The sequence below is a fragment of the Paraburkholderia sp. BL27I4N3 genome (assembly GCF_003386115.1).
Lineage (GTDB): Bacteria > Pseudomonadota > Gammaproteobacteria > Burkholderiales > Burkholderiaceae > Paraburkholderia.
Genome location: NZ_QREJ01000001.1, coordinates 4,634,939 through 4,652,557 on the forward strand (window position 1 = coordinate 4,634,939; position 17,619 = coordinate 4,652,557).

Below are 17,619 nucleotides of genomic sequence, written 5' to 3' on the forward strand. Positions count from 1 at the left end.
CGCTACAGGTCTGAGACGCAGGCGACACATGAAGTGGACAGTCCATTGCACTTCACGCACCCGTCAGGCGCTGCGTTCAGCCGCGCCCATTTCACCGTCCGGCACGAACACGTAGCCGCGTCCCCACACGGTTTGCACATAGCGCGGCTCGGAAGGGTCCACTTCGATCAGCCGGCGCAAACGCCAGATCGACACGTCCAGGCTGCGATTGCGATGCACCTCGCTATTGCCGTGCAGTTTCTCCAGCAACTGCGCGCGCGTCAGCACGGTCATTGCATGGCTGACGAATACCTTCAGCATGGCGAATTCGCTCGAACGCAGCGTGATGCGCTCGCCATCCCGGCGTAACTCGCGCGCCGGAAAATTGACTTCGAAACGGCCGAAGCGGTACGGCGCGCGCTGCTCCGGCGCGCTCGGCGCAATCGTGCCGCGACGGCGCAGCACAGTGCGAATCCGCGCGACCAGCTCGCTCGGTTCGAAGGGTTTGCCGAGATAGTCGTCCGCGCCGAGTTCGAGGCCGATCACGCGGTCGATCGGATCGGATCGCGCGGTCAGCAGAATCACGGGGATGTCGTCGCCGGCCACGCGCAAGGCGCGTAGCGCGCTGATGCCGTCGAGTTCCGGCATCATGATGTCGAGCACGATCAAGGCGGGCCGTTCGTCCTGCAAACGACGCTGCAGCGCCAGGCCGTTCTGGAGCGTGTCGACTTTGAAGCCGCGCCCTTGCAGATAGCCGCTGACGAGCTCACGTACGACGGGGTCGTCGTCGACGACGAGAATGGATTGGTTCATTCAGGTCATCTTAGAGAAGCACGCGCGCGGAGCAAAGCGCGTAACGCTTTCGAATCCTTTCCCGTGTAAGAGATGGCAAGAGCCCGCGTGGCTAGTTCGCCTGCGAGGTCTGGATGGTCTGCAGCGGCTGCCGCGCGAAGTCGGTTCGATCGACCACCATTCGCTCGATCAGCCCGTTGAGCTTGGTCGACGCCGAAGAGAAGCGATCGGTGTTCAGGCCGCCGGTCTGATAGCGGGCGGTGACGAGAATGCGGCCGTTCTGAATCAGCGTCAGGTCGATGATCGACAGATACTGGATCGTCTCGTCGCTGAACGAGCGGCGGCCATAATCGATTGCGGCGTTATAGACGAGGCGCGCCTCGCAGCCGGCGGGCGAGGTGCCCGGATTGTAGACGTCCGAACGAATGCCGCGCCGGTCGAGCGCGAGTTGCAGCGCCGGCACGAAATCGCCCACCGACACGTTCTGATTGACTTCGATGCAGACGTTGCTCACTTCGGCCGGCCTGCCGTTGACGAAGGTCGGCGACGAATAGTTCGCAGCGATCGCGTAGCCCGCCTGAATCACGGAGCCGGTGGCGTCGGCGGCCTGGATCAATGTCCAGGCGCAGCCGTTCAGGCCAACCGCCAGCGTGGCGGATACGGTGAGCCACGCGCAGGGACGCCGCAACGCGACCCACGCGGCCCGTGGGGCTCGCGTGAAAGCATAGGCGCGCATGCTCGGCACGAAGGTCATGGGGCGGCGCCTGGTAGCGGTTGGTGGAGGCGGTGAGTCACGGCGAATCACCTCGGGTAACTGCAGTCAGGATCACGCTCAGCGCGTGACGCGCAGACGCAGTTCGTTTTGCCCCTGCACGTTCGCCGTGACGCTGACGCGCCGCTCGGCGGTGGTGACGATGAAATGCTGGCGCGTCGGCGTGTTGACGTCATGCACGACGTTCGGGAAGCAGGCGGCGATATCGGCACCGAACTCCTCGAGCGGATCGGTGACGACGCCGTCGGCTTGCCAGTGCGCGCGCCAGTGGCAATCGTAGGCGTGCGTGTTGGCGCGGCAGTCGACGGCGCTCGACGTGCCCGGCAATTGCGCGGCGGCCTGGGTCTGCAACTGCCGGAAATCAGCGGCATCGACGATATGTTTGAGCGCGGGGCAAACGTCGGCCGGCTCGTTGGCCAGATTGGCCTGAGTCGCCTGGGCTGCGTGCGCAACGCTTGTGACGAGCAGCGCGGCGCCGAGAGCTAGCGCCAGGCGCTGGGTCAAAGGATGGGAGCGGCGATCGAATGACATGGACGGAGACTCCAGTAGCGATGAATGACGTGGGGCAGGACCGGGTACGGCCCGCACGGCTATCGTCGCCGCTGGGAGGCATTTCCAAAGCGCGGAACAGCTTAGGCGCTTCGCAAATGCTTTCGAACTCTTCTCGCGTGTTTCGGGATGTTGCGGTGTATTGCGCTGGGAGCGAACGAATGCGGGGGCGGCCGCCGCGATCCGGTGTGGCTGAGTGAGGCAGTTCGCCCGTTCACTCAACCAAGCGTGAGACCACCGTCCACATGAATCACCTGGCCGGTGATATGTCGCGCTTCATCGGAGAGTAGAAACGCGATCAGCGCGGCGACATCCGAGGGTTCGGCGACATGCCCGAGCGGCGTCGCCTGCGCGGCGCGAGTCCATACCGATGCATTATCGGCACTCGGTCCGCGATCTTTACGGGTATAGCCGGGCGCCACGCAGTTGACCGTCACGCCATGCTGTGCGAGCTCGGCGGCCGCGGTTTTCGCCAGCGACTCGAGCGCCGCTTTCGCAGCAGCCGTCGCGGCAAACGGCGTATCCGCGCGATAGCGGTGCGCGACGAACGAACTGAGCGCGACCACGCGGCCGCGCTTAGAGGTTTCCAACGCGGGCGTCGCGCGTCTGACGAGCGCCGCGAACGCCGCCGGCATCGCCGCGAAGGCTGCGCTCAGCGCGTCGGGATCGAGCGCATTCAGCGTTTGGCGCTGCGCGTGTCCTGCGTTGGCGACCAATTGATCGAGTGCGCCGAAGCTCGCCAGCGTTTGATGAATCACATGTTCCGCAGCGCCGCGTTCGGCGAGATCGCCGAACACCGTCGCGCAGCGCGCACCGTTCGCGCTGCAATCGGCGGCGACTTGCGCGAGCCGTTCACGCGCTTCCTGATCCGCGCCGCGTGCGTGCAACATCAAGGCCGAGCGTGGCGCGGCGATGCGTCTGGCCAATGCCGCGCCGATGCCGGAGCCCGCGCCGGTGATCAGCACGACGCGCTCGAATCCTGCGCTGCCCGCGTCGTTCAGGTCGCTCACGCGGCTCACGGTGGTCATGCCGCGACCGCTTCGCCCGAGCGCTCGACGTCGAGCGTCTCGTCATGGAACGCAGCCAGCGACTCGCGATGCGCGACGCTGACAATCGCCGCCTTCGGCAGCCGCTCTGTGAACAGGCGATACAGACGCGCTTCGTTTTCCGCGTCGAGCGCGCTGGTGGCTTCGTCGAGGAACAGATAGTCCGGTTTGTGCAGCAGCACGCGAGCGGCGGCGAGGCGCTGTTGCTCGCCCGGCGACAGAATACGGGTCCAGTGTCCCGTTTCCTGCAAACGGTCCGCGTATTCCGACAGATGGCAGACGACGAGCGCTTCGCGGCATTCGTCGTCCGTGTAGGTGTCGGCGGCGGACGGATAGGCGAGCGCCGCTTTGAGCGTGCCGATCGGCATGTAGCTGACCTGCGGAATGAACATCATGCGCGCGTTGACCGGGGCGTCGATCGAACCATCGCCGAACGGCCACAAGCCGGCGAGCGCGCGCATCAGCGTGCTCTTGCCCGAGCCCGACGGGCCGCGCACCAGCCAGCGCGAGCCCGGCTGAATCGCGACATCGCGAATGCGCGACAACGGATTGCCGTTGGGCAGGGCGAGCTTGAGGCCGTCGGTGGAGAGCTTGTCTTCGTCGACGAAATGCAGATTGATGCCGCCATGCGCGGTAGCCGGCGAGACCGATTCCTTCAAACGCGGCGCGTGCACGACGCGCTTGAATTCACGCAACCGGTTCACGGTAGCGCGCCATTCGACCAAAGTGCCGTAACTGTTGATGAACCACGAAAACGAATCGCTGACCGTGCCGAAGGCGCTGGAGATCTGCATCAGCACGCCGAATGTGAAGGCGCCGGCGAAGTAGCGCGGTGCGGCGACCACCAGCGGGAAGATGATCGCGATCTGGCCGTAGAAGCTCAGCACGAAGGTGAGCCGCTTGGTGTACTTCATCACCTGCCACCAGTTGTCGCGGATACGGCCGAACAGCGAATGCGCGTTCTTCTTCTCGGTCTCCATGCCGTTATAGAAGGCGATCTGTTCGGCGTTTTCACGCAGACGGATCAGGCCGAAACGGAAATCCGCCTCGACTTTCTGCGCCTGATAGTTGATCGGTACGAGCGGATGGCCGACCTTCTGGATGATCAGCGAACCGACCACGGCGTAGAGCGCAGCGGCCCACACCATGTAGCCGGGAATCTCGATCGGCATGCCGCCGAGCGAGATGGTCAGCGCGCCGGCCAGCGACCACAGGATCGTGATGAACGACACCAGCGTGACGACGGTGGACAGCAGGTCGAGCGTCAGCGAGAGCGTGCTGGTGGCGAACGACTGGAGGTCGTCGCTGATCCGCTGGTCGGGGTTGTCGGCGAGACGGTCGCGCTCGATCCGGTAGAAGGCGCTGTCGTTCAGCCACTCGTTCAGGTAGCGCGTGGTCAGCCACTGGCGCCAGCGGAAGCCGAGCATCTGGCGCAGGTAACGGCCGTACACCGCGAGAATGATGAAGCCGAACGCGAGCCCCGAGAACACCATCAGCAGGTGCGGGAAGTCGTGCACGTTCTTGGTTTGCAGCGCGTTGTAGAAGTCGGCGCTCCAGCGGTTCAGCCGTACGTTGATCCACACCACGAGCAGATTCATCACGATGATCGCGATGAGCAGGCCCCAGGCCGTTTTTCGTTCTTCGGAAACCCAGTAAGGTTTGATCAGGCTCCAGGCGGAGACTTTTTCGTCCGGCGGCAGCACGGGGCTGGCAGAGGTATTCGGTGTCATGAGCATCCTGAAGTAGTGCTGGCCCATCGGGGTGGCCCATTGGGGCTGACCCCGTTCGGGCAGCTCGTCTGCGGGCTGCCCTGCGGCGGGTTTGCGGTACATGCCCGGGCGTCGTGCTCGACGAACGCACGCCTGAGTGAGCGTCAGATTCTGGCGTGAAGCCCTTAAGCGAAAATTAATTTGCGCCGCGAGGCCCCGCGCCGCTGCAGTTGCGAACACGGCGGGACGGCGTGCCGCCCGCGCCGCGTCCGTGCGGCGTCCTGTGCTGGCATTGTGCCAGAGCGCCGCCTTCGGCCGCATTGATAACGTGAAAGATGGTGTCGGATCAAATCGCGTGCGACGCGGCCAGCCGCTGGTTTGCGGGCGCCGCGCCTTTTATGGTCTAATGACCTTCGACGAAACAGGGGTGCTTCGCGCACAGGCGGCATGATTTTCATGGCGCGGCGGCGAGGCTGAGAGACACCCTTTGCACCCGATCCGGGTAATACCGGCGCGGGAAGTTTCCGGAAGCAGCCAGTCTTCCATTCCCCGCCGGGCAGCGTCCGTCATTGGATCGCGCATTGCCCGGCCGGCCTCACCCGCCGGTTTCGTCCTGGGTACGAGCGTTTTGTTGCCGTACGGAAAGGACTCGATGACCGCCTATTCTTCAGATATGTGTTTTGCTCTTCGTCACGCCGCCGTCGGCGCGCGGTGCTTCAGCTTTGCTTGCCGTCCTGAAACGGAGTGTGCGCGATGACGCGTTCTGCACAACCCGATTTCGCCGTGCTCGGCGGTGGCCTGTGCGGGCGGCTGGTGGCGTGGCGGCTCGCCGGTCAGGGGCATCGCGTGGCGCTCTATGAACGTGGCGATGCCGCCGGCACGCAATCGGCCGCGTGGGTCGCCGCGGCGATGCTGGCACCGCTCGCGGAAGCCGCCAGCGCCGAACTGCTGATCACCCGTCTCGGCGCGAGTTCGCTCGACACCTGGCCGCAAGTGCTGGCCGAACTTCCTGAGCCGGTGTTCTTTCAGCGCAACGGCACGCTGGTCGTCTGGCATCACGCCGACCGCACCGAAGCGCCGCTATTCGAACGCCGGGTGCGCTCGAACGCTCCGGATGAATTGCTGGACGGCGGCTTCGTCACCTTGGCGGGCGCGCAGCTCGGCGCCGCCGAGCCTGCTTTGGCGGGCCGTTTCAACCAGGGCTGGCTGCTGCCGCGTGAAGGCCAGCTGGATAACCGTCAGGTGCTGACCGCGCTGGCCGCGGGCCTCGCGCAACGCGGCGTCGACACGCACTGGAATACGCCGGTCGACGAGCGAGCGCTGCCGCCCGCGCGTATCACAATCGATTGCCGCGGCCTCGGCGCGAAGTCCGTGCTGCCTAAGCTGCGCGGCATTCGTGGTGAAGTCGCGCGCGTGCATGCGCCCGGTATCAAGCTGACGCGACCGGTGCGGCTGCTGCATCCACGCTATCCGCTCTACATCGCGCCGAAGCAGGACGATCTCTACGTGATCGGCGCCACCGAAGTGGAAGGCGAGGACATGTCGCCGGTCAGCGTGCGCTCCGCGCTCGAACTGCTGAGCGCGGCGTTTTCCGTGCATCCCGGCTTCGGCGAGGCACGCATCCTCGAACTGAATTCGCAGTGCCGCCCAACTCTGCCGGACCACCGTCCGGCCGTGCTGTGGGACGGCGCGCAAACACTGCGCGTGAACGGCCTGTACCGGCACGGCTACATGATCGTGCCCGAAGTCGCCGACGAAGCCGTGCGCTTCGCCGCGGCGCTGCTCGACGGCCGCATCGGCGACGCCGATGCCTTCGCCGACTGGCAGCGCGACGCGCGCTGGAGCGAGCTTTTTCAACTGGACTCCGCGCGGGAGCCGGCATGAGCGTTGCGCGACCCGTCATGACTCAGACGAGCGCTGCCCGCCACGCCGCTTTCGCCATCGACTGAAACGTATTCGAACACCATGGACATTCATATCAATCAGAAGCCGTTGTCGCTGCCCGAGGGCGCGACTGTCGCGGACGCGCTGACCGCGTTCGGCGCGCGTCCGCCGTTTGCGGTCGCCTTGAATGGCGACTTCGTGGCGCGCGCCCAGCACGCGGCGCGCGCGCTGCAAGCGGGCGACAGGCTCGATGTCGTGCAACCCGTGGCTGGCGGCTGAACGACCGCCATGCATTGCCTGAAACGCCGGATTGCCGGAGACAAAAGATTATGCAAATGACTTCCCCAAATACCGCCGACGCGCTCACGCTCTACGGCCAGACTTTCGCGAGCCGCGTGCTGCTTGGCACCTCGCGTTATCCGTCGCTGCAATCGCTATCCGATTCGATCGATGCCGCGCGGCCCGGCATGGTGACTGTCGCGCTGCGCCGGCAAATGAACGAAGGCGGCGCGGAAGCCGGCTTCTTCGATCTGCTGAAGCGCCACGGCGTACCGCTACTGCCGAACACGGCCGGCTGCCTGACCGTCGGCGAGGCGGTGACGACCGCGCATATGGCGCGCGAAATCTTCGAAACCGAGTGGATCAAGCTCGAACTGATCGGCGACGATTACACGCTGCAGCCCGACCCGGTCGGCCTGATCGAAGCGGCCGCGCAATTGGTCAAGGACGGCTTCAAGGTGCTGCCGTATTGCACCGAAGACCTGGTGATCGGCCGTCGCTTGCTGGACGCCGGCTGTGAAGCGTTGATGCCGTGGGGCGCGCCGATCGGCACCGGCAAGGGCGTGATCAATCCATATGGCCTGCGCGTGTTGCGTGAGCGTCTGCCGGACGTGCCGCTGATCGTCGACGCCGGTCTCGGCGTGCCGTCGCATGCGGCGCAGGTGATGGAGTGGGGCTTCGACGGCGTGTTGCTGAACACCGCGGTTTCGCAGGCCACTCATCCCGACGCGATGGCTCGCGCTTTCGCGCTGGGCGTCGAAGCGGGGCGCCAGGCTTTTCTGGCGGGGCCGATGGCCGAGCGCGAAAGCGCGCACGCGAGCACGCCGGTGGTCGGCATGCCGTTCTGGCATCAAGACGGGAGCGCCGCATGACGCAGACGTTGACATTGAAAGACCGCGACCTGTTCTGGCCGCCCGCCGACGAACTCACCGAAGCCGCCGAGCGCATCCGCGCCCGGCTGGGCGACTGGCCGCCGACGCATGCGCCGTGGCGCATCTGCCTGACCGCGCCGGACGAGCCGAACGGCGGCGATCTGATCGTGATCGCCGACGCGCAGCAGCATGGCGAGCAGATGGCGCGCTGGCTGGTGCGGGGCGCCGGCGTGATCGAAGCCGCCGAGGACAAGGCCACACTGCATCTGGGCGGCGAAAAATACCGCCTCGAAGGTCATCTGGCGGAAGACTGGATTGCCGCGCTGGCGGCGTTCCTCGACTGCGGCTTCGACCCGCATGACGCACTGGTGCTGGCGCTCGCCTGGCGCGACGGCGACGAAACCCGTGCCGACGACGCCTTTCCCGCCGATCTGAGCCATTTTCCGCGTCTCGCCGGTTTGCCTGACGCCCCTGCCCAGGCGTTCGCGCGCTGCCCGGACCGGCTGGGCCTGTATCCGGTGCTGCCGACGGCGGAATGGGTCGAACGGGTGGTCGGCTTCGGCGTGAAGACCGTACAGTTGCGCCGCAAATCAGCCGAACCTGCCGATGAGCTGAAGCGTGAAATTGCCCGCTGCGTGGCCGTCGGCCGTCGGCACGACGCTCAGGTGTTCATCAATGACCATTGGCAGGCCGCGCTCGACGCCGGCGCCTACGGCGTCCACCTCGGCCAGGAGGACCTGCACACGGCCGACCTCGCGACGCTGGCAGCGGGAGGCGTCCGCTTGGGCCTGTCGACCCACGGTTTCTACGAGATTCTGAAAGCGCTGCATTTCCGGCCAAGCTACATCGCATTGGGCGCGGTGTTTCCGACCACCACCAAGGTCATGCCGACCGCGCCGCAGGGCCTCAGGCGGCTGGCCCGCTACGTGCGCCTCCTCGACGGCGTCGTGCCGATGGTGGCGATCGGCGGAATCGACCTGCAGGTGCTGCCTGACGTGCTGGCGACGGGTGTCGGCTGCGCGGCCGTGGTGCGGGCGGTGACGGAAGCGGCGGATCCGGCCGCCGCAGTTTCTGCACTGCAGCAAGGGTTTACGCGATAATCCTATGATTAGTTAAGGGACAGGGCACCCTCACGGCAACTTTTGCACGGTGGCCCTATAATTCGCCTTCCGTGTAAAAGGACTGTCCGTTTCGTGTCTTCCTCCCCCGAGACCTTACTCGAGCTGCGCGACGTCGACTTCGGTTACGGCGAACGGCTCGTTCTGTCGAACCTGAACCTGCGCTTCAAGCGCGGCCAGGTGGTCGCGGTCATGGGCGGGTCGGGTTGCGGCAAGACCACCGTGCTGCGTCTGATCGGCGGCCTGGTGCGCGCGCAGCGCGGCCAGATCCTGTTCCAGGGCCAGGACATCGGCCGGCAGACGCGCGACGGCCTTTACGCTCTGCGCCGCAAGATGGGCATGCTGTTCCAGTTCGGCGCGCTGTTCACCGACATGTCCGTGTTCGAAAACGTCGCCTTCGCGCTGCGTGAGCACACTGACCTTCCTGAAGAACTGATCCGCGACCTCGTGCTGATGAAGCTCAACGCGGTCGGTCTGCGCGGCGCGCGCGACCTGGCGCCGTCGGAGATTTCGGGCGGCATGGCGCGGCGCGTGGCGCTGGCGCGCGCTATCGCGCTCGATCCCGAGCTGATGATGTACGACGAGCCGTTCGCCGGTCTCGATCCGATTTCGCTCGGCATCACCGCGAACCTGATTCGCGCGCTCAATCAGGCGCTCGGCGCCACCTCGATTCTCGTCACGCACGACGTGCCCGAATCGTTCGCGATCGCCGATTACGTCTACTTTCTCGCCAACGGCGGGGTTCACGCCGAAGGCACGCCCGCCGAGTTGCGCGCGTCGACCGATCCCACCGTGCGTCAGTTCATCGACGGCGCGCCGGACGGTCCCTTCAAATTTCACTATCCCAGCAAGACGCCGCTCGCGGCGGACTTCGGCATCGGCGGAGGTCAGTCATGATCAGTGCGATCGGCCGCTCGGTGATCGACGGACTGGGCACAGCCGGCTACGCCACGCGTTTTTTCTTCCGGCTGCTGCTCGAGTTTTTTCCGTTGCTGCGCCGTCCGCGTCTTGTCACGAAGCAGATCCACTTCGTAGGTAATTATTCGCTGGTGATCATTGCGGTATCCGGTCTGTTCGTCGGCTTCGTGCTCGGCTTGCAGGGCTACTACACGCTGAACCGCTACGGTTCCGAGCAGGCGCTCGGCCTGCTGGTCGCGCTGTCGCTCGTGCGCGAACTCGGCCCGGTGGTCACGGCGCTGCTGTTCGCCGGGCGCGCCGGCACGTCGCTCACCGCCGAGATCGGCTTGATGAAGGCGGGCGAGCAACTGACCGCGATGGAAATGATGGCCGTCGACCCGGTCAAGGTGGTGGTCGCGCCGCGTCTGTGGGCCGGCATCATCTCGATGCCGATCCTCGCCGCGATCTTCAGCGCGGTCGGCGTATTCGGTGGTTATGTGGTGGGCGTGCTGCTGATCGGCGTCGATGCTGGCGCGTTCTGGTCGCAGATGCAAGGCGGCGTCGATGTCTGGCGCGACGTCGGCGCAGGCGTTATCAAGAGCGTGGTGTTCGGCCTCGCGGTGACGTTCGTTGCGCTGTTTCAAGGCTACGAAGCCAAGCCGACGCCGGAAGGCGTGTCGCGCGCCACGACCAAGACGGTCGTGTACGCGTCGCTTGTGGTGCTCGGCCTCGATTTTCTGCTGACCGCACTGATGTTCAGCTAAGACTGCGCTGCACGTTTTCCGCCGGCGGCGCGTCACGGGACGCGCGCGGCGGGGAGTGTCTGCGGCGTGGCGGATTCACTTTGGGATGACGATGAAAAAGACTGCTGCTCTCGACTTCTGGGTCGGCCTGTTCGTGGTGCTGGGTTTCGTGGCGTTGCTGTTTCTCGCGCTGAAGGCCGGCAACATGGGCTCGTTGTCGTTCCAGGCAACCTATCCGGTCAAGCTCAAGTTCGACAATATTGGCGGACTGAAGGCACGCGCGCCCGTGAAGAGCGCGGGTGTGACGGTCGGCCGGGTCGCTTCGATCGGCTTCGACAGTAACGCGTATCAGGCGCTCGTCACGATCGACCTCGACAAGCAATACCAGTTTCCGAAAGACACCTCGGCGAAGATCCTGACTTCGGGGCTGCTCGGCGAGCAATACATCGGGCTCGAACCCGGCGGCGACAGCGAAATGCTCAAGGCGGGCGACACCATCTCCATGACGCAATCGGCGATCGTGCTGGAAAACCTCATCGGCCAGTTTCTGTATAGCAAAGCGGCCGATTCGGGTGCGTCCAAGCCTGGCGCGGCGGCGGGTACTCCCGCGCCGGCGCCTGCCGCAGCGCCTGCGGCGTCGAGCCTGCCCGCCTCCGGCGCGGCCGCTCAATAAGGAGAACAAGAATGCAGACCACACGCATCGGCGGCGCGCGCGCCTTCCAGGCCTGCAAGCTGGCGGTAGGCGCAGCGCTGCTCGCCGGCTGTACGACTGTCCAGACGCCGACCAAGGGCGACCCGCTCGAAGGTTTGAACCGCACGATCTTCACCGTCAACGACAAGCTCGATCAATACGCGCTCAAGCCGGTCGCGAAGGGCTACGTATTCATCACGCCGCAGCCGGTTCGCGACAGCGTGACGAACTTCTTTTCGAACATCGGCGACGTCTACATTGCGGCGAACAACCTGCTGCAGTTGAAGATCACCGACGGTGTCGAAGACATCATGCGGATCGTGATCAACACGGTATTCGGCGTTGGCGGTCTGTTCGACGTGGCAACGCTCGCCAAGCTGCCCAAGCACGACAACGACCTTGGCCTCACGCTTGGCCATTACGGCGTGCCGGCGGGCCCATACCTCGTGTTGCCGCTGTTCGGGCCGAGCACCGTGCGCGACGCGGTCGGCTCGATCGGCAATTACTATGTGAATCCGCTCAGCTACATTCATCCGGATGGTCTGAGCTGGGCGCTGTACGGGCTGAACGTCGTCAACACGCGCGCGAATCTGCTGAACGCGAGCGATGTGCTGGAAGGCGCGGCTCTCGACAAATATTCGTTCGTGCGTAACGCGTATTTGCAACGCCGTCAGTACCTGCTGTCGGACGGCAAGCAGGCGCAGGGCCTGCCGAACTACGGCGACGAAGCGCCGCTGCCGAAGTACGACGACGTCGACAGCGGTGCGGCGGGTGCGCCGGCAGGCGCTGTTTCCGGCACGGCGGGCACGCAGGGTGCTGCGGCGGCGAAGGCGGCGCCGGCTTCGGGTGCGACCGCGGCAACGCCACCGCAGGCGGCGTCCGGCACGGCAGCTGCGCCGGAGGCCGCATCGGGCAGCTCCGAATCGCCGCCACTGGACCTGAACGGGGGCCCCGAGACGACGCAGATCCCGGCCGGCCAGCTGGTGCCGCCGTCGCGTTTCAACTTCCCGTCATTCAAATTGCGTTGATCGTGCTGCCGTAACAGATCGATACGACTCTCGCAGTTTGCGCATGGATTGCTGCTGAACTCGCGTGTTAATGTCGGCTCAAACGGTTGCACTATTTTTAAGGCAAGGCTCCAAATGAAAAAATTCTTCCTGATTCCGCTGTTCGCCGCGTTGTTCTCGTTTGCCAGTGCCGGCGCGTCTGCTCAGACGGTCGACTCCAATTCACCCGACGGCATGATCAAGACCGTCACCCAGCAGGTGATTGACGCAATTCGCGCGGACAAGTCGATCCAGCAGGGCGACATCTCGCACATCACGAAGCTGGTCAACGAGAAGATCTTGCCGTACACGGATTTCCGCCGCACCACGCAACTGGCGATGGGCCGCAACTGGCGCACCGCGTCGCCGGAGCAGCAGAACGCGGTGGTCGAGCAGTTCAAGATGCTGCTGATCCGTACGTACTCGGGCGCACTGGCTCAGGTGCGCGATCAGCAGATCCAGTACAAGCCGTTCCGCATGAACCCGGACGACACCGACACGGTGGTGCGCTCGGTGGTGATGAACAACGGCTCGCCGATCGAACTCGACTACCGTCTGTACAAAACGCCGCAAGGCTGGCGCGTGTATGACATCAACGTGCTCGGCGCATGGCTGATCCAGGCGTATCAGCAGCAGTTCAACGAGCAGATCCAGCAGAAGGGTGTGGACGGACTGATCCAGTTCCTCACGCAGCGCAACCAGCAACTCGCCGCGGGCAAGCAGTCGTGAGCGAAGTGCTGAGCCCTGTCGCCAGCCGCTTCGAGAGCGGTGCGACACTGACCCACGCGAGCGCGAATGCCGCACTCGCGGCGGGTTTGCAGCGTATTGCGGCGGGCGCCAACGGCGTGGACTGCGCGCCGCTCGCGCAGTTCGATTCGTCCGCGCTGGCCGTCCTCCTCGCATGGCAGCGTGCCGCCCAGGCACGCGGCGCCACGTTTGAGATCGTCAATCTGCCGGCTGGTCTCGCCAGTCTCGCGCAAGCCTACGGCGTCGATACCCTCATCGGCGCGCGACATTGACGCTCTGACGCGTCATCTCCGAACATCTCCTACTGAGATAGGGCCACGGATTTTTGCCCTATAATCAAACGTTTTTTGGGGCGCCTAACCGGCCCCAATTCCGTTCCTTCCAAGCATTTGCGCGCCCCCTCGGGGCTCCTTTAGGCGCCGCGACGCACGCGGCCCACAGTCATGTCAGCCATAGAAATTCGTAACGTCAAGAAGCGCTACAAGGATTTGCAGGCGCTCAAGGGCGTCAGCCTCACAGTTGAAGAAGGCGAGTTCTTCGGACTGCTCGGTCCGAACGGCGCGGGCAAGACGACGCTCATCAGCATACTCGCCGGGCTCGCGCGCGCCGATGAAGGCAGCATCGCGGTGCGCGGCCACGACGTCGTCAACGATTTCCGCGACGCGCGCCGCGCGCTCGGCGTGGTGCCCCAGGAACTGGTGTTCGATCCGTTCTTCACGGTCCGCGAAACCTTGCGCATCCAGTCCGGCTATTACGGGCTGCGCAACAACGACGCGTGGATCGACGAGATCATGGCCAATCTCGACCTCACCGACAAAGCCGACGCCAACATGCGCGCGCTGTCGGGCGGCATGAAGCGTCGCGTGCTGGTCGCGCAGGCGCTGGTGCACCGTCCGCCGGTGATCGTGCTCGACGAGCCGACCGCGGGCGTCGACGTGGAATTACGGCAAACGCTGTGGAAGTTCATTTCGCGCCTGAACCGCGAAGGCCACACCATCGTGCTGACCACGCACTACCTCGAAGAAGCCGAATCGCTGTGCGACCGCATCGCCATGTTGCGGCGCGGCGAGGTCGTGGCGCTCGAACGCACCAGCACGCTGCTGCAACGCTTTGCCGGCATGCAACTGTTCCTGCGGTTCACGCAAGGAGTCTTGCCGGTCGATCTGCGTCCGCTCGAAGTGGACAGCGGCACGGGCAACGGCAATGGCCGTCAGCATCTGCTGCGTCTGGCAAGCTACGACGACGTCGAGAAAATCCTCGCGCAGTGCCGCGCGGCGGGCTGCGTATTCGAAGAAATCGAGGTCCGCAAAGCCGATCTCGAAGATGTGTTCGTTCAGGTGATGAACGGTCCGGAAGTGATCGAGGGGCTTGCATGAGCGGTTTCCGTACGCTGTTTTACAAAGAGCTCCTGCGTTTCTGGAAGGTGGCGTTCCAGACGGTGCTGGCGCCGGTCATCACCGCGCTCCTGTATCTGACGATTTTCGGCCACGCTTTGCGCGGTCACGTGGAGGTTTATCCGGGCGTCGAATACACGAGTTTCCTGATTCCCGGTCTCGTGATGATGAGCGTGTTGCAAAATGCGTTTGCCAATAGCTCGTCGTCGCTGATCCAGTCGAAGATCACGGGCAACCTGGTGTTCGTGCTGCTGCCGCCGCTGTCGCACTACGAGATGTTCGGCGCTTATGTGCTGGCGGCCGTGGCGCGCGGGTTGGCGGTCGGCTTCGGCGTATTCATCGTGACGATCTGGTTCGTGCCGGTCAGTTTCACCGCGCCGCTCTACATCATCCTGTTCGCGATTTTCGGCGCGGCGATTCTCGGCACGCTCGGTTTGATCGCCGGCATCTGGGCCGACAAATTCGATCAGCTCGCGGCGTTTCAAAATTTTCTGATCATGCCGCTCACGTTCCTCTCGGGCGTGTTCTACTCCACGCACACGCTGCCGCCGGTGTGGCGCGAAGTGTCGCGGCTGAATCCCTTTTTCTACATGATCGACGGCTTTCGCTACGGTTTCTTCGGGATGTCGGATATCAATCCGCTCGCGAGCCTTGCGATCGTTGCCGGTTTCTTTGTGGTGCTGGCCATGGTGGCGATGCGCATGCTCGCTTCCGGCTACAAACTGCGCCACTGATCAGGAGCTTCTCTTATGTTGCCGACTCCCGAACAGGTCAAGCAATACATCGCGGCTGGGCTCGCCTGCCAGCATCTCGAAGTCGAAGGCGACGGCCAGCATTTCTTTGCGACCATCGTTTCGCCGAGCTTCGAAGGCAAGCGTCTGATCCAGCGACATCAACTCGTGTATGCGGCGCTCGGCGATCGCATGCGCGAAGAGATCCACGCGCTCAGCATGAAGACGCTGACGCCCGCCGAATGGCAGAACGCGTAATCTGGAAATTTAGTGCGAATTACTCAAGAAGGGCGTGACGCCGGTAGCGGCGCGCCGAACACAGTCAAAGCAGCCCCGGCCGAAGTCCGGGTCAATCAGGAACTGACAGGCATGGATAAACTCGTCATTGAAGGTGGCTACCCGCTGTCGGGTGAAGTCGTCGTCTCGGGTGCGAAGAATGCGGCGTTGCCGATTCTGTGCGCGAGTCTGCTCAGCGCGGAGCCAGTGCATCTGGACAACGTGCCCGACCTGCAGGACGTGCGCACAATGCTCAAACTGCTCGGCCAGATGGGCGTGCAGATCGAAAGCGGCGACGGGCGCGTGTCGCTGAACGCGGCGAAGGTGGATAACCTCGTCGCGCCGTACGAAATGGTCAAGACCATGCGCGCGTCGATCCTCGTGCTCGGCCCGCTGGTGGCGCGCTTCGGTCACGCGCGTGTTTCGCTGCCGGGCGGCTGCGCGATCGGCGCGCGTCCGGTGGATCAGCACATCAAGGGCCTGCAGGCCATGGGCGCCGAGATCACGATCGAGCACGGCTTCATCGAAGCACGCGCGAAGCGTCTGAAGGGCGCACGTATCGTTACCGACATGATCACCGTGACCGGCACTGAAAACCTGCTGATGGCAGCCGTGCTGGCCGAAGGTGAAACCGTCATCGAGAACGCGGCGCGCGAGCCGGAAGTCGGCGACCTCGCGCATCTGCTGGTCGCGATGGGCGCGAAGATCGAAGGCATCGGCACGGATCGCCTCGTGATTCAGGGCGTCGACAAGCTGCACGGTGCGAAGCACACGGTGATTCCGGATCGCATCGAAGCCGGCACGTTCCTGTGCGCGGTGGCGGCGGCCGGTGGCGACGTCACGCTGCGCAAGGTGCGTCCGCTGATTCTCGAAGCGGTGACCGAAAAGCTGCGCGAAGCCGGTGTCACGGTTGAAGAGGGCGACGACTGGATGCGCGTGCGCATGGACAAGCGCCCGAGCGCGGTCACCTTCCGCACCTCCGAATACCCCGCGTTCCCGACCGACATGCAGGCGCAGTTCATGGCGCTCAACACGATCGCGACGGGCACCTCGCAGGTTGTGGAGACGATCTTCGAAAACCGCTTCATGCACGTGCAGGAACTGAACCGCCTCGGCGCCAATATCACGATCGACGGCAACACCGCGCTCGTGACCGGCGTCGAACAGCTGTCCGGCGCGAAAGTGATGGCGACCGATCTGCGCGCGTCGGCGAGTCTCGTGATCGCGGCGTTGCGTGCCGACGGTGAAACGCTGATCGACCGGATCTATCACCTCGACCGCGGTTACGACCGCATGGAAACCAAGCTCACCGCGCTCGGCGCGAAGGTGCGCCGGGTTTCGGGTAGCCAGGCATGAGCGCCGTGCCGCAAACTTCGTCGTCGCCGGCGGTGAGCGCGCCGCTCACGCTGGCGCTGTCGAAAGGGCGTATCTTCGAGGAAACGTTGCCGCTGCTCGCCGCAGCCGGCATTGAAGTGGCCGAAGACCCGGAGACCTCGCGCAAGCTGATTCTGCCGACCACCGACGCGAACCTGCGCGTGATCATCGTGCGCGCCACCGACGTGCCGACCTATGTCGAATACGGCGCGGCCGATTTCGGCGTGGCCGGCAAAGACGTGCTGCTCGAACACGGCGGCAGCGGTCTGTACCAGCCGGTCGACCTGGATATTGCGCGCTGCCGCATGTCGGTCGCGGTCGCCGCCGGTTTCGATTACGCGAGCGCGGTGCGCCAGGGCGCCCGCTTGCGCGTGGCGACCAAGTACGTTGAAACCGCGCGTGAGCATTTTGCCGCCAAGGGCGTGCACGTCGATCTGATCAAGCTGTACGGTTCGATGGAGCTGGCGCCGCTGGTCGGTCTCGCCGATGCGATCGTCGACCTGGTGAGCTCGGGCAACACCTTGCGCGCCAACAATCTGGTCGAGGTGGAGGAGATCATGCAGATTTCGTCGCGCCTCGTGGTGAACCAGGCGGCGCTGAAGCTCAAGCGCGCCGCGTTGCGGCCGATCCTCGACGCGTTCGAACGCGCGTCGAAGGCCGGCGCCACGACGGCCTGATAGCGTCAGTGTGACCACATTCTAAAGCGCGCCTTACCGAAAC

General features: G+C 64.6%; 20 protein-coding genes and 1 riboswitch. Of the genes, 15 read left to right on the forward strand and 5 right to left on the reverse strand.

What is annotated here, in order from left to right:
- Positions 1 to 63: 63 nt before the first annotated feature.
- The 5 genes from B0G71_RS21010 to B0G71_RS21030 form a co-directional block, all read right to left on the reverse strand.
- The gene (locus B0G71_RS21010; protein ID WP_106284176.1) at positions 64 to 792 is read right to left on the reverse strand and encodes a response regulator; all 729 of its coding nucleotides are present in this window, start codon (positions 790 to 792) and stop codon (positions 64 to 66) included.
- A 91-nt stretch (positions 793 to 883) separates the two neighbouring features.
- A complete protein-coding gene (locus B0G71_RS21015; protein WP_116143882.1) occupies positions 884 to 1,525 on the reverse strand; it encodes a hypothetical protein in 642 nt (213 codons plus the stop codon).
- A 78-nt stretch (positions 1,526 to 1,603) separates the two neighbouring features.
- Positions 1,604 to 2,074: a hypothetical protein gene (locus B0G71_RS21020; protein WP_116143883.1), complete on the reverse strand. Its 471-nt coding sequence runs from the start codon at positions 2,072 to 2,074 to the stop codon at positions 1,604 to 1,606.
- Between the two features lie 236 nt (positions 2,075 to 2,310).
- Positions 2,311 to 3,120, reverse strand: a complete 810-nt coding sequence (locus tag B0G71_RS21025) for an SDR family NAD(P)-dependent oxidoreductase (RefSeq protein WP_116143884.1) — start codon at positions 3,118 to 3,120, stop codon at positions 2,311 to 2,313.
- Positions 3,117 to 4,868: an ABC transporter ATP-binding protein/permease gene (locus B0G71_RS21030; protein WP_106284251.1), complete on the reverse strand. Its 1,752-nt coding sequence runs from the start codon at positions 4,866 to 4,868 to the stop codon at positions 3,117 to 3,119. The genes B0G71_RS21025 and B0G71_RS21030 overlap by 4 nt, the downstream gene beginning before the upstream one ends.
- Positions 4,869 to 5,260: 392 nt before the next feature.
- Positions 5,261 to 5,384: riboswitch (TPP riboswitch) on the forward strand.
- A 216-nt stretch (positions 5,385 to 5,600) separates the two neighbouring features.
- Here B0G71_RS21030 and B0G71_RS21035 point away from each other — a divergent pair.
- From B0G71_RS21035 to hisG, 15 genes are all read left to right on the forward strand, one after another.
- Positions 5,601 to 6,731 (forward strand): FAD-dependent oxidoreductase, encoded by a 1,131-nt coding sequence (locus B0G71_RS21035; protein ID WP_116143885.1) that lies wholly within the window; start codon positions 5,601 to 5,603, stop codon positions 6,729 to 6,731.
- An 81-nt stretch (positions 6,732 to 6,812) separates the two neighbouring features.
- Positions 6,813 to 7,010 (forward strand): sulfur carrier protein ThiS, encoded by a 198-nt coding sequence (gene thiS / locus B0G71_RS21040; RefSeq protein ID WP_116143886.1) that lies wholly within the window; start codon positions 6,813 to 6,815, stop codon positions 7,008 to 7,010.
- Between the two features lie 56 nt (positions 7,011 to 7,066).
- Positions 7,067 to 7,882 carry a thiazole synthase gene (locus B0G71_RS21045; protein WP_116148748.1) on the forward strand — a complete coding sequence of 272 codons (816 nt, stop codon included), beginning with the start codon at positions 7,067 to 7,069 and terminating at the stop codon, positions 7,880 to 7,882.
- A complete protein-coding gene (gene thiE, locus B0G71_RS21050) occupies positions 7,879 to 8,982 on the forward strand; it encodes a thiamine phosphate synthase (protein ID WP_116143887.1) in 1,104 nt (367 codons plus the stop codon). The genes B0G71_RS21045 and thiE overlap by 4 nt, the downstream gene beginning before the upstream one ends.
- A gap of 93 nt (positions 8,983 to 9,075) precedes the next feature.
- Entirely contained in the window at positions 9,076 to 9,897 is an 822-nt protein-coding gene (locus B0G71_RS21055; protein ID WP_116143888.1) for an ABC transporter ATP-binding protein, read from the forward strand.
- Positions 9,894 to 10,661, forward strand: coding sequence for a lipid asymmetry maintenance ABC transporter permease subunit MlaE (gene mlaE, locus B0G71_RS21060; protein WP_116143889.1), 768 nt, complete (start codon positions 9,894 to 9,896; stop codon positions 10,659 to 10,661). Before B0G71_RS21055 ends, mlaE begins: the two co-directional genes overlap by 4 nt.
- A gap of 91 nt (positions 10,662 to 10,752) precedes the next feature.
- A complete protein-coding gene (gene mlaD / locus B0G71_RS21065) occupies positions 10,753 to 11,313 on the forward strand; it encodes an outer membrane lipid asymmetry maintenance protein MlaD (protein WP_116148750.1) in 561 nt (186 codons plus the stop codon).
- 11 nt (positions 11,314 to 11,324) lie between these two features.
- Positions 11,325 to 12,359, forward strand: coding sequence for a VacJ family lipoprotein (locus B0G71_RS21070; RefSeq protein ID WP_116143890.1), 1,035 nt, complete (start codon positions 11,325 to 11,327; stop codon positions 12,357 to 12,359).
- A 114-nt stretch (positions 12,360 to 12,473) separates the two neighbouring features.
- Positions 12,474 to 13,106, forward strand: a complete 633-nt coding sequence (locus tag B0G71_RS21075; RefSeq protein ID WP_116143891.1) for a phospholipid-binding protein MlaC — start codon at positions 12,474 to 12,476, stop codon at positions 13,104 to 13,106.
- Positions 13,103 to 13,396, forward strand: coding sequence for a lipid asymmetry maintenance protein MlaB (locus B0G71_RS21080; protein ID WP_106284187.1), 294 nt, complete (start codon positions 13,103 to 13,105; stop codon positions 13,394 to 13,396). The genes B0G71_RS21075 and B0G71_RS21080 overlap by 4 nt, the downstream gene beginning before the upstream one ends.
- A 171-nt stretch (positions 13,397 to 13,567) precedes the next feature.
- Positions 13,568 to 14,500, forward strand: a complete 933-nt coding sequence (locus B0G71_RS21085; RefSeq protein ID WP_116143892.1) for an ABC transporter ATP-binding protein — start codon at positions 13,568 to 13,570, stop codon at positions 14,498 to 14,500.
- A complete protein-coding gene (locus B0G71_RS21090; protein WP_116143893.1) occupies positions 14,497 to 15,252 on the forward strand; it encodes an ABC transporter permease in 756 nt (251 codons plus the stop codon). The genes B0G71_RS21085 and B0G71_RS21090 overlap by 4 nt, the downstream gene beginning before the upstream one ends.
- Before the next feature lie 15 nt (positions 15,253 to 15,267).
- On the forward strand, positions 15,268 to 15,507 hold the full coding sequence (locus B0G71_RS21095) for a BolA family protein (protein WP_006052280.1): 240 nt from the start codon (positions 15,268 to 15,270) through the stop codon (positions 15,505 to 15,507).
- 111 nt (positions 15,508 to 15,618) lie between these two features.
- Positions 15,619 to 16,881, forward strand: coding sequence for a UDP-N-acetylglucosamine 1-carboxyvinyltransferase (murA, locus tag B0G71_RS21100; protein ID WP_116143894.1), 1,263 nt, complete (start codon positions 15,619 to 15,621; stop codon positions 16,879 to 16,881).
- The gene (gene hisG / locus B0G71_RS21105; RefSeq protein ID WP_106284191.1) at positions 16,878 to 17,576 is read left to right on the forward strand and encodes an ATP phosphoribosyltransferase; all 699 of its coding nucleotides are present in this window, start codon (positions 16,878 to 16,880) and stop codon (positions 17,574 to 17,576) included. Before murA ends, hisG begins: the two co-directional genes overlap by 4 nt.
- Positions 17,577 to 17,619 lie beyond the last annotated feature (43 nt).